The sequence below is a fragment of the Halorhodospira neutriphila genome (assembly GCF_016584055.1).
Lineage (GTDB): Bacteria > Pseudomonadota > Gammaproteobacteria > Nitrococcales > Halorhodospiraceae > Halorhodospira > Halorhodospira neutriphila.
On sequence record NZ_NRSH01000064.1, the window covers coordinates 1 to 12,678 of the forward strand.

Here is a 12,678-nt window from a genome sequence, read left to right on the forward strand (position 1 = left end):
CCCCTGTACTCCCTCCCCCCTGTAGCGCCTCGGCCACCTCGATCAGCCGCGGCTAGGCAGGCTACAGCGCTCCGCACCCGCCCGGAGAGGGCTCGCCTGCGGGCGGCGGGCGGCACAGACCTCGGCGATGCAGGTTATGGCAGGCGCTGCGGAACTCCGCTCATGGGCCATGGGCGTATGGGTGGGTGTGGATCGAGGAGGGGCAGCGCCCAAAAAAAACGGCGCCCGAAGGCGCCGTTTAGGGAGAAGCAAGGGATCTCCCCAGGCGGGGAGGAGCCCCCGAAGGGGCTCAGCACCCGTTACTCCTGATCACTGCTACCGCCTTGCAGCCCCTCGGTGCCGAGATCGCCGAACTGGAGGTAGTTGAAGTCAGGATCCTTCTCACCAACCAACCCGGGATACTTCTTCGCCACCTTCTCGCCGTTGAGAGGCAGCTGCTCACCGTAGTGGCAGGTGGTGCAGTTGACCTTACCGGCGTCGCCGGTCGGGCCAAGGCGGGCCTCCGGCAGGGTGGAGGTCAGGGGCTGAATGTGGTTCACATTCATATCCCGGACCATGCGGATGCCGTGCCACGAGATCTCCCGCTGCTGCGGGCTCTCGCTCCAGTCGCCGAGGCGGCCGGTGTTGTGGCAGACGCTGCAGGTCCCGCCGATGGCGTCGGTCATGTGCATCATCAGGCCGTAGGTGTGCTCGGTATCGACGATCGACGCGGTGTGATCCGTCGGCAGCGCCGTCTCACCCTGGACCTGAATCTCCTCGTGACCGACCAGGAACCGCTCCATCGAGTCACGCGGCAGGGAGCTCAAGGCCGTCTTGTCGCTGGGCATGTTCTGCATCATGCGGTTGCCCAGCCCGGCGGCCATCACCTCGGCCCCGGCGTCCTTGTCCTTGAACCACTGCCCCTCCGGCACGCCTTGGCCGCGGTGGCAAGTGTAGCAAGTGACGCCGGTATCCGCGACGTGAGCGTCCCAGTTCGCGTTGGCGTACCGGGTCATCTTCAGCATCTGCCGAGAGACGTTGTACGTGTACACGTCCTCGGAGGCGAAGTCCCGGCCGTCGTGGCAGTAGGTGCAGCCCTGCTCAGGGGCGACCCACTCCGTCATCTGCTGCATGAGGCGGATGAACTCGGGGACGCTCAGGTCGGTGAGGACCTCGACGTTCTGGTAGACCTCACCGGCCTTGGGCCCCTCGCTCGAGACCTCGAAGTCAGCCGTCTCGGGATGGGAGTTGCTCAGCCCCTGGGCCTCCTCGGCACGCGGGTTGTCGATGTTCTCCATCCCCGTGCCGCGGTACCCGGTCTGCTCCGAGTCGATCGGGGGGCGGTCACAGCCGACGAGCCCATAGCTCAGGTCGGGCGGAGCCACCACGACGATCGTGCCGGCCGCAACCGCGCCCCCAGCGAGTATGGATCGAGTCAGGTACTTTCCGTTCATTATTCCATCCCCTGTTCTGCGCCCGGATCCACTGCCGGCGTGAACACCTCAGGGTACTCCGGTGCGATGCCGTGCTTGACACCCCACTCGTACCAGTTCTCGACCACGGTCCCGCTCAGCAGGATGCCGATGCCGCCGGTGATCACCGTCAGGATCGCGAACCAGTAGGCCCACCGGTGGATCGACTCCATGGTGGCGTTGAAGCCCATGGTCCAGCGCCAGAGGAGCGCCGAGCGCTCACCCGCGGTGCCGCGGTCGGTGACCTGCTCGATCTCGCGCTCGGCGTTGTAGCGGCCGGCGGCCAGGATGGTCGCACCGTGCATCGCGAAGAGCAGCGCCGAGCCGAACAGGAACGCGATCGACAGCATGTGGAACGGGTTATAGAACAGGTTCCCGTACCGCTGCGAGAAGGCCGTGGTCCAGTCCAGGTGCGGGAAGATGCCGAACGGCACACCCTCGCCCCAGCTACCCATCAGCACCGGGCGGATGAAGCCGATGACGAGGTAGAGCCAGATCGCCGCGGCGAAGGCCCAGGCCACGTGGGTCCCCAGGCCGAGCGCGCGGGCCCGGCGATAGCTCCGCACCCACCACAGCAGGATCGAGGCGGTCAGGAAGAACCCGGCGAGCAGGTGCCAGCCACCCTCATTGAGCGGCGGGATGCTCAGGCCGTACTCGGCCGGCGGCGGCTCCAGGGCCAGCCAGAAGAACTGGCGGAGGAACTCGAGCGGGTTATAGTCCACCGACGCTAGGAGGTTCAGGCCGATGATCTCGAAGGAGATGAAGAAGAAGATGAGCGACATCAACCCCGTAGCGCCGAGGTAGACCGGCCCGAGCTGAGCATCGCCGATCTTCCCGAGCCAGTAGGAGAAGCGCGCCGCGCCGACACGGGGCCAGCTTCCTGCCGGCAGCTCGAGACCGGGTTCACCTGGCGCCCGGACCTGAACACGGGTAAAGAGATTCTGGTATTCAGCCATTTTTGGTTACCCCCCGTAAGTCCAGATCGGGATCTCCAGCCACCAGTTCCACCACTCGGGCCAACCCTGAGTCCAGAACGGGCCGCTGACGATGATGCAGACCGCGCTCCAGAACGCAGCGTTGAGCGCCAGGAACAGGCCAAGCCGGTGGATGCCGAGACTGCCAATGGAATAACCAATGAAGTCGCGGAAGAAGCTGTTCTCGTGCTCGGCCGTCTTGACCGGCTCACCCTTCTTCGGGTTGGTGACCGACAGGATCAGACCACCGTGCAGCGACAGCGCCAGGGTGGTCGTGAAGAAGAAGGTGATGGCCAGCATGTGGGCCGGGTTGTAGTGGAAGTGCAGATACTGGTAGCCGACGTTGGACACCCAGTCGAGGTGGCTCAGGATCCCGTACGGGAAGCCATGCCCCCAGGCGCCCATCAGCAGGGGACGGATCACCACCAGGCTGGCGTAGGCGAAGATCGCCACAGCAAAGGCCCACGGAACGTGGTAGCCCATGCCGAGCTTCTTCGAGATCTCCGCCTGCCGGAACGCCCAGGTAGTGAACGCCCCGAGCGCGCAGATGGTGATGAGCTGCCAGAGGCCACCCTCTTCCAGCGGGGCCAACTCGAGACCGTGACTCAGGTCGGGCGGCGCGATGTTGATCTGCCAGAGGGTCCAGGTATCGCCCTGGGCCGCCCCGTAGACGATCAGCAGGGTGCCGAGGACCGCGAAGAAGAGCGAGGCGACTCCGAAGAGTCCCACGTAGAACGGCCCTACCCAAAAGTCAAACAGGTCTCCCCCGAGGAGTGTCCCTCCTCGGACACGGTATTTTTTTTCGAAATCGAGCATCGCCATGGCTAGGTCCTCACATCACGGGCAACACGGCGCCTCTATGGATCCCCAAACCCCTATTGAGGGGGTCGTTCCGGGTGTTAGCACCCGGAACGACCCACCCGCAGGCCGGGGGGTTGTGCTGCTTAGACCTGCCGATGCTGCGAAAGCGCAGCGACCTCCGCGGACTGCTCCGCAGCGCTCGCGGCAGGATTGCCCTCCAGCCAATCGAACCGGTCCGTGCTGAGCAGGATGAAGTGGACCAGCAGGGCCAGGACGGCCATGCCGATGTGAGCGGCCACCACGGTGCGGCGGAAATCGAGGATCTTCCACATTCTCCACATGACTCTATCTCCTTAAGCAGCGAACGGAGCGATTTGCTGGACGACCGCGGCCACGCTGTTAGCGCCGTCGATCAGCGCAGCGCCGTACCCCTCGTCGCCCGGGATCCACGGACGCCAAGCCCACGCCAGGATGTGGGCGACGACGGCGACGCCGACGTAGACCACGAAGGCCTGGGTGAACATGCTGTGGAACTCTTTTGCTTCCTCGTCGGTGATGTTGGTCATCGGCTTCTCTTGAGCCATAGCTTTATCCTCCTTTCGGCATTTCAGCCTGCGCCGCGCAACCCCCGCGCGGCTAGGGATTCACCACTTTTTATTGTGGCGACTTTCCGCCGGCTATCCCGGCTGGAAACCGTAGGCCCGCCCGCTAGTTCATGAAGGCGAACGGGACCGATGTCTGCGCCGCAGCGCGCGCCTCCTCGAGGATGGAGCGCTGCTCGCCCCGGAGCGCCTGACGCCAGCGCGACGGGGCCAGGCGCGCGATAAAGGCGCCGACCAGGAAGACCGCGAAGCTCACGGCCATCAGCATCCGGTATTGCGCCTCCTCATCGCGGCGCGCACGCACTGCGTTGGGTCGCGCCTTGATCGTTTCACTCATGGGAGCACCTCCTTTAGCGGTCCCCCGTCTTGGCCTCTTGGGCCAGCCCCTCGAGGGCCGCGCCCAGACCCAAACGGTCAGCGCACTGTCTTGCGCTCGGAGGTACTTAGCGCTCGGAATCGCTCCCGGGCAAGACGTCGGCGCAGCGCCTCAGCCGCTCTGCGCTGACCCGTGCCTCGCCGGCGGCCTTCGCCCTCTGCTCCGCCGCGTCCCGGAGGCGCTTGGCGGCGGAGATCCGGACCAGCACGGGCTGCTCTTGCACCCAGCGATCCAGCATTGCGCGAGCCTCCTCGTCCCACGCCAATGCCTCTTGGGCTTCCCCTGCGCCGGCCTCCTGGCCGGCTGCCGCTTGGCCCTGCTGCGGCTGGCTCGGGGTCGCCTCGACCCGGTCCATCTCTGTGCCTAAGGGCAAGATATGGAACAGGGCGTCGAAGAGCGCGTTGCATACCTCCTGTACGATGTAACTGGCTCCACCGTAACCCATGAACGGGGTTCCCGTGTGGCGGCGTATGACCGCACCAGGAAAGGAGGCGGGGATATACTGCGCATGGCCCCCGATCTCGGCGAGGTACATGCGCTCGTTGTAGCTGCCGAAGAGTACAAGGGGCGTCTTGTCGCGCACCGCCTGGCGTATCGCATCGTTGTCGGTCTTCTCGCCGGGGCGCCGCCCGTAGGCGAAATTGCACGGCATTCCCAGATCCTCCTCGAGGAAACGGCGAATCCCCCGAGCGTGGGTTTCATTGGCAACGATGCCGAAATTCGCGGTGGCGAAGAAATCCTGTGTGACCGAACGCCACAGATCCCAGAGCGGCTTTAATGTGGAATGCTTCTCTTTTTCAATAAAGGGCTCCGGGTCGAGGCCGAGCTGCTCGCCGAGGGCCCGCAGGAAGCGCGTCGTGCTGTGCAGGCCCACCGGCGCCTGGAGGTAGGGGCGGCCCAGCGCCTCGCAGAGGCTGCGCCCGTACTCACGGTACAGGCAGACGTTCACGTCGGCGTCGACGAGCCGCGGGATCTGCTCCACGGGGCAGCCGAGCGGGAAGGCGAGGTTGACCTCGGCGCCGATGCCCTCGATGAGCCGGCGGATCTCGGCGAGGTCCGAGGGCATGTTGAACATCCCGTAGGCCGGGCCGATGATGTTCACGCGGGGCGGCTCCCCCGCCTCCCGGGGCCGCGGCCGGGGCATGCGCCCGCCGCGGCGCACGCCGAACTGCTCCCAGAGCCAGCGCAGGGCGCGGTCCGCGGCCTGCCACTGGTCCTCGTCGATGGTCCGCGCCAGGAAGTGGCGGATACCGGTGCCCTCGGGGGTCACCCCGCCGCCGACCATCTCGGCGATGGAGCCGGTCACCGCCACGCTCGGCTGCTGCGGGTCGAGGGTCTCGAAGGCGCGCTTCATGGCGCCCTCGGTGCCGGTCTGGTTGAGCTCCTCCTCGGAGAGCCCCGTGACCACCACGGGCAGCTCGTCCGGCGGCAGGGCGTCGGTGTAGTGGAGGACCGCCGTCACCGGCAGGTTCTCGCAGCCGACGGGGCCGTCGATGATCACCTGCAGGCCCTTGACGGCGGTGAAGGCGTAGACGGCGCCCCAGTAGCCGCCGGCCCGATCGAGATCCGGGATCATCATTCGCCGCTCCCTCCGCTGCCGTGGCCGCCGGCGCCGAGGCACGGCGGGAGGTTCCCCTCGGGCTCCCAGATGCCGGCGGCGCTGCCCTGCCCCACCCCGGCGAAGAAGGCGTCCATGGCGTCGAAGCGCGCCTTGTTGCCGACGGCGGCGTTGATCACCTGCGCCAGCGCCGCCGGCCCGCCGGCGCCCATCAGCGGGCGCGCCGAGATCAGGTTGGTGAAGTACAGCCCCGGGATCGCCAGCTCCTTGGCGTGCTGGACGATCGGCGTGGTGCCGATGGCCAGGTCCGGGCGGTGCGCATCGACGGCGGCGATATCCGCCTCCTTGGTGGCGCGGTAGTGCACGGGGATGCCGCGCGCCGCCAGCCAGGCGCGGTCCGGCTCCGACCACGGCGTCTGCGGCAGCGCCGTGCCGACGTAGCGTACATCCGCCCCGCACTCGACGAGCAGCCGGGCGACGAGCAGCTCCGAGCCCTCGTAGCCGGAGACGGTGATCGTGCCGCGGATGGGGGCGGCCTCGACGGCCTCCTGCACCGCCGGCAGGGCCGCCGCCTTGGCCGCCTCGACGGCTTGCGGCTCGACGCCGCACGCCTCGCCGACGGCCTCGAGCCAGGCGCCGGTGCCGTCGTAGCCCACCGGCGCCGAGGCGATCCGCGCCCGCCCGGCGGCCTCGAACTCGGCCAGCGAGGCGGTGTAGAAGGGGTGGATGGCGGCGGCCGCCCGGCAGTCGAGGGCGGCGTAGAGCTCGCGCCACTCGCGGGTCGGCACCACCTGCCCGGCGGCCAGGCCCATGGGCTCGAGCATCCGGCCGATGGTCACCGGGTCGCCGGGGAACATCTCGCCGAGCAGCGCCACGGTGGGCGCCTGCGCGCGGCCGCTGCGCGGGGCGCGCACCGGCCCGCTCTCCGCCTCGCGGCGGGCGTAGCGCAGCATGGCGCCGGCGAGCAGGTCCTTGGCCTCGGCGTGGGTGCCGACCCCGAAGCCGGGGACCTCCAGCGCCACGATGCGCACGCCGTTGATCGACTCCGGCAGCAGGCGCAGCGGCACCCCGGAGGCGGTGGGCACGCAGAGGTTGACGACGACGATGGCGTCGTAGTGCTGCGGGTCCGCCAGGTCGTGGACCGCCTGGTGGAGGTCCTCGAAGAGCCCGCCGGTGACCAGCGACTCGGAGTCGAAGGGGACGTAGCCGACGCTGCGCCGCGCCCCGTAGAAGTGGGCGGTGAAGGTCAGGCCGTAGACGCAGCACGCCGAGCCGGCGAGCACCGCCGCCGTGCGGCGCATGCGCAGGCCCACGCGCAGCGCCCCGAAGGCCGGGCACATGGTCTGCGGCTGGTCGTGGGGCCCTGCTGGCTCGCTCATCGCTCGCTCCCCCGGCCCGGCCTAGGCGTCGTCGTCGTAGACGATCTCGAGCGAGGGCCGCTCGGCCTTCGGCTCGGCGCACATGTCCTCGGGGGAGGCCGGGACCATCTCGACCTCGCGCCCGGCGGCCTCGCTCTTGAACAGCCCGAGGAGGTCCTCGTGGGGCAGGGGGCTCGGCATGGTCGGCGGCGCAGCGGCGACGCCGCGGGCGAGGGTCTCGAAGACCGGCGCCCAGGCGCCGTCGGGGTAGCCGACGATCTCGTAGTTGGCGCTCTTGCGCCGCAGCTCCTCGTCGGCGGGGATGGAGGCGAGCACCGGGATGCCGGCGGACTCGGCGAAGGCCTGCGCCTCGCCGGTGTCGTCGTCCTTGTTGACCACCAGCCCGGCGACGCCGACGTGGCCGCCGAGCCGGCGGAAGTAGTCGACGGCGGAGCAGACGTTGTTGGCGACGTAGAGCGACTGCAGGTCGTTGGCCCCCACCAGGATGACCTTCTGGCACAGGTCCCGGGCAATGGGCAGGCCGAAGCCGCCGCAGACCACGTCGCCGAGGAAGTCGAGCAGGACGTAGTCAAAGTCCCAGTCGTGGAAGCCGAGGCCCTCGAGGATCTCGAAGCCGTGGATGATCCCGCGCCCACCGCAGCCGCGGCCGACCTCGGGGCCGCCGAGCTCCATGGCGAAGACGCCGTCGCGCTTGAAGCAGACGTCGCTGATCTGGACCTGCTCGCCGGCGGCCTTCTTGCGCGAGGAGGTGTCGATGATGGTCGGGCAGGCCCGACCGCCGAAGAGCAGCGAGGTGGTGTCGCTCTTGGGGTCGCAGCCGATGAGCAGGACCTTCTGCCCCTGCTGCGCCATCATGTAGGAGAGGTTCGCCAGGGTGAAGCTCTTACCGATCCCGCCCTTGCCGTAGATGGCAATGACCTGGGTCTCTTTCTCGGCCTGCTCGGCGCTCATGAGCCGTCCCTCCAGTCGAGGACCATCTTCAGGCACGCCGGATCGCTGAAGGCGGTCCGGTAGGCCGCCGCGGCGTCGTCGGCGCCGTGGCGGTGGGTGATCAGCCCGTCGAGCGTCAGCTCGCCGGCCGCGATCCGCTCGAGGGCGCCCTCCAGGTCCGCGCGGCGCCACTCCGCGGCGACCCGCAGCCGCGCCTCGCGCATGAAGGCGCCGGGGAAGTCGAAGCCGAGGCGCTCGCTGTAGAAGCCGGCGAGGACGATCTCGCCGCCGTGGGCGAGGCGGCCGATGAGGGTATCGAGCAGGCCGGCGTCGCCGCTGACATCGCAGATGCGGGCGTAGTCGCGGCGCTCGTCGGCCTCGGGGTCGACCACCGGGTAGCCGAGTGCCCCGTCGCGGCGGCGCTCGTCGCGCTCCCAGACCGTCGGCGGCGTGCCGAGCAGCACGCCGATGCGCGCCATCAGCCGCCCGAGCACGCCGTGGCCGACGATCAGCTCCGGCGGCGCCTCGGCCACCGCGTGCCAGGCCGTGGCGGCCAGGGCCATGAGCACGCCGTGCTCGCCGAGGGCCTCGGGGAGCGGGACGACCCGGGAGCCGGAGGCGACCAGGCGCGAGGCGGCCCCGCCGAAGAGCCCTCGGAGCTCGCCGGTGTAGCAGCGCGCCCCCGGCACGAAGACCAGCTCCCCGGCCCGCCGGCCCGACTCCGGGCCGGCCTCGACCACCCGCCCGACGGACTCGTAGCCCGGGACCAGGGGGTAGCCGAGGCCGGGGAAGTACGGCATGGCCCCCTTCCAGAGCAGCCGCTCGGTCCCGGTGCTGATGCCGCTGTGCTCGACGTCGACGACGACGTCCTCGGCGGTGGGCTCGGCCAGCGGCACGCGCTGGAGGCTGAGGCGCTCGGGCTCCTCGAAGACCACGGCCCGAGCGGCGCGGGAGGCGCCATCCCCCCCCGCGGGCCCTCGGCCACCGGATGCGCTTGGCTCGGACATGAGTGTCAGCCTAACTTGACTCCCGTGTGTGTCAAGCGAGCTCAATCACGGTGATTGATCGCGGCTTTTTGCCGCAATGACGCGGGCTTGCAAGGGGTTGCAGCCGCGCAGCAGGCGCGGCTCGGCGAAGCCGGCCGCCCGCAGCAGGGCCTGGTTCTCCTCGGCCGTGCGCGGCCGGCCCCGCCCCATGGCGAAGAGGTAGATCCCGAAGTAGGCGTCGCCGACGCGCTCCGCGCCCGGCGTGCTCGCCATGGGCTCGGCGACGAGCAGGGTCGTCCCCGGGCGCAGGCTGCGGTGGAGGTTGCGCAGCAGCGCCAGGGCCTGCTCGTCGTCGTGGTCGTGGAGGATGCGCACCAGGGTGACCAGGTCAGCGTCGCCCGGCAGCGCCTCGCGGAAGAAGTCGGCCCCGACGGCGGTGAGCCGATCCGCCACGCCCTGCTCGGCGAAGCGCGCCTGCGCCCGCTCGGCCACCGCCGGCAGGTCGACGACGCACCCGGCGAGGTGGGGCCAGCGCTCGGCGGCGGCGAGCAGGAAGGCCCCCTCGCCGCCGCCGACGTCCATCAGCCGGCGGTGGCGGCGCAGGGAGTAGGCGTCGAGGACCTCGGCGGCGACCATCGGCTGCGAGGCCGCCATCAGCTCGCTGTAGGGCCCGACCTGCTCGGCGGAGAGGGCCTCGGGGGCCTCGGCGCCGGCGTAGCCCCAGTACGCCCCCAGCGCCGTGCCGCCGCGCTCGCTGCGCAGCAGGGCGACCGGGTCCTGGAGATCGTCGTAGAGGACGGCGTGGTGCTCGACCATGGCCCGGATCCCCGGCGAGCTCGCCAGCACCGCGCCGAGGTCGCCGAGCCCGTAGCGCCCGCCGCTGCGGCGCTCGAGCAGCCGCAGCGCCGCCGCCGCGGCGAGCAGCCGCTCGGCGCTCGCCTCGGGCAGGCCGAGCTCGGCGGCCAGCGCCGCCGGCCGCCGCGGCCCCTCGGCCAGGGCGTCGAGCACCCCGAGGCGGACGCTGGCGAGCACCACCTGGGAGTAGATGAACCCGGCGCACAGGTCGAAGAGCTCCCGGGACCGGCGCCGGGCGATCGGGCGGGTCAGCGGCAGGCGCGCGGCGGCGCGCTGGAAGCGCGGATCGGCGAGGAGGCGGTTGCGCCAGGCGTGGAGGCGGTCGCGCCAAGCACCGCTGAGCATGGCCGGCCCCTAGCGTCCCTGCCCGATCCCGGCGGCCCGGTCAGGCCGCATTGCAGCCGAGGGTCTTGGGCAGCACGCGCTCCATCTCCTTGAGGATGCCGGCGCGCAGCTGCTCGGCGCCGGCGCACTCCGGCACCGCGCCCACCGCCTCCTCGACGAGCCGGTCGAGGCGCTCCTTGGCGCCCTTGACGCCGAGATCGGCGACGGCGCTCGGCAGGCCGTGGGCGCTGTCCTGCCCGGCGGGCTTGCCGAGCTCCTCCTCGGCGCTGAGGGCGTCGCGCAGGTCGTCGGCGACCTGGTAGGCCTCGCCGAGGTACTCGCCGACGCTGCGCCACTGCGCCGCCTGCGCCTCGGCGCCCGCGGCCACGGCGCCGGCCACCGTGGCGGCGGCGAACAGGGAGCCGGTCTTGGCCTGGTGGTACTCGGCCACCGGGACCTCGGGCTCCGACTCCCACGCCTGCCCGGCGGTGATCCCGCGCGGCACCCCCGTGGCCCCGGAGACCGTGGTCAGCAGCTGCGCCGCCCGCTGCGGGGCCTGCGGCACCTGCAGGGCGAGGGTCTCGAGGGCGTGGACGATGAGGGCGTCGCCGGCGAGCACGGCGAGGCGCTCGCCGTAGGCGGCGTGGACCGACGGCTGGCCGCGCCGGGTCGCGGCGTCGTCGAAGCACGGCAGGTCGTCGTGGACCAGCGAGGCGCAGTGCATGAGCTCGATGGCCACGGCCGCCGCGTCGGCGAGCTCCGGGGCGTCGTCGCCGCAGGCGGCGGCCACCGTCAGGCACAGCCGCGGCCGCACCCGGGCGCCCCCGGCGAAGACGGCGTGGCGGATCGCCTGGGCCAGCTGCGGGGGGGCGGGCTCGGCGCTCGCCCGGGCGACGGCGGCCTCCAGGGCGCTTTCGATGCGGCTGCTCGGTTCCATGTAGCCCCCTCCCGCTGGCGGCGTGTACGCTTTGGTGGATTGCCGGAAATGGACCGTTTTGTACGCTAGACAGGGACCCTACCGATGTCAACGCCGCTGCGAATCCAGGCCACCGGGGAGCCCCGCGCCGTGATCATCGGGGCCGGCGTGGGCGGACTCGCCGCCGCCATCGATCTCGCCAGCGCGGGCGTAGACGTCACCGTCGTCGAGCGGGCCTCCGCGCCCGGCGGCAAGCTCCGCCAGGTCCGCGTCGGCAGCGCCCTCCTCGACGCCGGCCCCACGGTCTTCACGATGCGCGACGTCTTCGCCGGCCTCTTCGAGGACGCCGGCGCCCGCCTGGAGGACCACCTCCGGCTTCAGCCGGTGGAGCGCCTCGCCCGCCACGCCTGGGCCGAGGGCGGGGAGCTCGACCTCTTCGCCGACCCCGAGCGCTCGGCGGAGGCCATCGCCGCCTTCGCCGGCGGGGCCGAGGCGCAGCGCTTCCGCGCCTTCTGCGCCCGGGCTGCGGATATTCACCGCACCCTCGACCGGACCTTCATGCACGCCCAGCGCCCGAGCGCCCTCGGCCTGACCCGGCGGGTCGGGGTGCGCAACCTCAACGCCCTGCGCCGGATCCGCCCCTTCACGCCCCTGTGGCGGGCGCTCGGGCGCTACTTCAAGGACCCCCGCCTGCGCCAGCTCTACGGCCGCTACGCCACCTACTGCGGCTCCTCGCCCTTCCAGGCGCCGGCGACCCTGATGCTCATCGCCCACGTCGAGGGGCTCGGGGTCTGGCAGCTCGACGGCGGCATGCACCAGCTCGCCCAGGCCCTCGCCGGGCTCGCCGAGCGCTGCGGGGCCCGGATCCGCTACGCCACCGAGGCGCGCGCGGTGACCACCGCCGGCGGCGCGGTCAGCGGCGTCGAGCTCGACGGCGGCGAGCACCTGCCCGCCGAGCAGGTCATCGCCAACGCCGACGCCGCCGCCGTCGCCGAGGGGCGCCTCGGCGCGCAGCTGCGCGGCGCCGTGCCCGGCCAGCCGCCCCGGCAGCGCTCGCAGTCGGCGATCACCTGGAACTGGGTGGCCGAGACGGAGGGCTTCCCGCTCCACCACCATAGCGTCTTCTTCAGCAGCGACTACGCCGCCGAGTTCGACGACGTCTTCCGCCACGGCCGACCGCCCCGGGAGCCTACCGTCTACATCTGCGCCCAGGACCGCCACGACGACCAGCCCGCCGCGGGCCCGGAGCGGCTGCTCTGCCTGATCAACGCCCCGGCCCGCGGCGATCGCGACCCGCTCAGCGACACGGAGATCCAGCAATGCCAGCAACGGACCCTCGCGCTCCTCGAGCGCTGCGGACTGCGCCTGAGGCCGACCGCGGACGAGCCCGCCGTGACGACACCGGCGGCCTTCGAGCGCCTCTTCCCGGCCACCGGGGGCGCCCTCTACGGGATGGCCTCCCACGGCTGGCGGGCCTCGTTCCAGAGGCCGGCGGCGGCGACGCGGGTGCCGGGGCTGTACCTGGC

General features: G+C 71.1%; 13 protein-coding genes. 1 reads left to right on the top strand and 12 read right to left on the bottom strand.

Annotated features, from left to right (window positions below; translation table 11 throughout):
• Positions 1-299: 299 nt before the first annotated feature.
• From pufC to CKO13_RS07020, 12 genes are all read right to left on the bottom strand, one after another.
• A complete protein-coding gene (gene pufC / locus CKO13_RS06965) occupies positions 300-1,364 on the bottom strand; it encodes a photosynthetic reaction center cytochrome PufC (protein WP_200258462.1) in 1,065 nt (354 codons plus the stop codon).
• A 68-nt stretch (positions 1,365-1,432) separates the two neighbouring features.
• On the bottom strand, positions 1,433-2,407 hold the full coding sequence (pufM, locus tag CKO13_RS06970) for a photosynthetic reaction center subunit M (RefSeq protein WP_200258464.1): 975 nt from the start codon (positions 2,405-2,407) through the stop codon (positions 1,433-1,435).
• Between the two features lie 6 nt (positions 2,408-2,413).
• Entirely contained in the window at positions 2,414-3,247 is an 834-nt protein-coding gene (gene pufL / locus CKO13_RS06975) for a photosynthetic reaction center subunit L (RefSeq protein ID WP_200258466.1), read from the bottom strand.
• A 122-nt stretch (positions 3,248-3,369) separates the two neighbouring features.
• On the bottom strand, positions 3,370-3,567 hold the full coding sequence (gene pufA / locus CKO13_RS06980) for a light-harvesting antenna LH1, alpha subunit (protein ID WP_200258468.1): 198 nt from the start codon (positions 3,565-3,567) through the stop codon (positions 3,370-3,372).
• A gap of 12 nt (positions 3,568-3,579) precedes the next feature.
• Positions 3,580-3,810 carry a light-harvesting antenna LH1, beta subunit gene (pufB, locus tag CKO13_RS06985; RefSeq protein WP_200258478.1) on the bottom strand — a complete coding sequence of 77 codons (231 nt, stop codon included), beginning with the start codon at positions 3,808-3,810 and terminating at the stop codon, positions 3,580-3,582.
• 124 nt (positions 3,811-3,934) lie between these two features.
• Complete coding sequence (locus tag CKO13_RS06990; protein WP_200258480.1) at positions 3,935-4,165, bottom strand: hypothetical protein; 231 nt, start codon at positions 4,163-4,165, stop codon at positions 3,935-3,937.
• A gap of 106 nt (positions 4,166-4,271) precedes the next feature.
• Positions 4,272-5,783: a chlorophyllide a reductase subunit Z gene (gene bchZ / locus CKO13_RS06995; protein WP_200258491.1), complete on the bottom strand. Its 1,512-nt coding sequence runs from the start codon at positions 5,781-5,783 to the stop codon at positions 4,272-4,274.
• Positions 5,780-7,141 (bottom strand): chlorophyllide a reductase subunit Y, encoded by a 1,362-nt coding sequence (gene bchY / locus CKO13_RS07000; protein WP_200258504.1) that lies wholly within the window; start codon positions 7,139-7,141, stop codon positions 5,780-5,782. Before bchY ends, bchZ begins: the two co-directional genes overlap by 4 nt.
• 21 nt (positions 7,142-7,162) lie before the next feature.
• Positions 7,163-8,092 carry a chlorophyllide a reductase iron protein subunit X gene (locus CKO13_RS07005; RefSeq protein ID WP_200258522.1) on the bottom strand — a complete coding sequence of 310 codons (930 nt, stop codon included), beginning with the start codon at positions 8,090-8,092 and terminating at the stop codon, positions 7,163-7,165.
• The gene (gene bchC, locus CKO13_RS07010; protein ID WP_200258524.1) at positions 8,089-9,078 is read right to left on the bottom strand and encodes a chlorophyll synthesis pathway protein BchC; all 990 of its coding nucleotides are present in this window, start codon (positions 9,076-9,078) and stop codon (positions 8,089-8,091) included. Before bchC ends, CKO13_RS07005 begins: the two co-directional genes overlap by 4 nt.
• A gap of 45 nt (positions 9,079-9,123) precedes the next feature.
• Positions 9,124-10,257, bottom strand: a complete 1,134-nt coding sequence (locus CKO13_RS07015; RefSeq protein WP_200258526.1) for a methyltransferase — start codon at positions 10,255-10,257, stop codon at positions 9,124-9,126.
• Between the two features lie 40 nt (positions 10,258-10,297).
• Entirely contained in the window at positions 10,298-11,173 is an 876-nt protein-coding gene (locus CKO13_RS07020) for a polyprenyl synthetase family protein (RefSeq protein WP_200258529.1), read from the bottom strand.
• A 129-nt stretch (positions 11,174-11,302) separates the two neighbouring features.
• On the opposite strand from CKO13_RS07020, the gene crtD reads away from it, so the two are divergent.
• A partial coding sequence (gene crtD, locus CKO13_RS07025) for a 1-hydroxycarotenoid 3,4-desaturase CrtD (RefSeq protein WP_338034598.1) occupies positions 11,303-12,678 on the top strand: 1,376 nt, incomplete at its 3' end.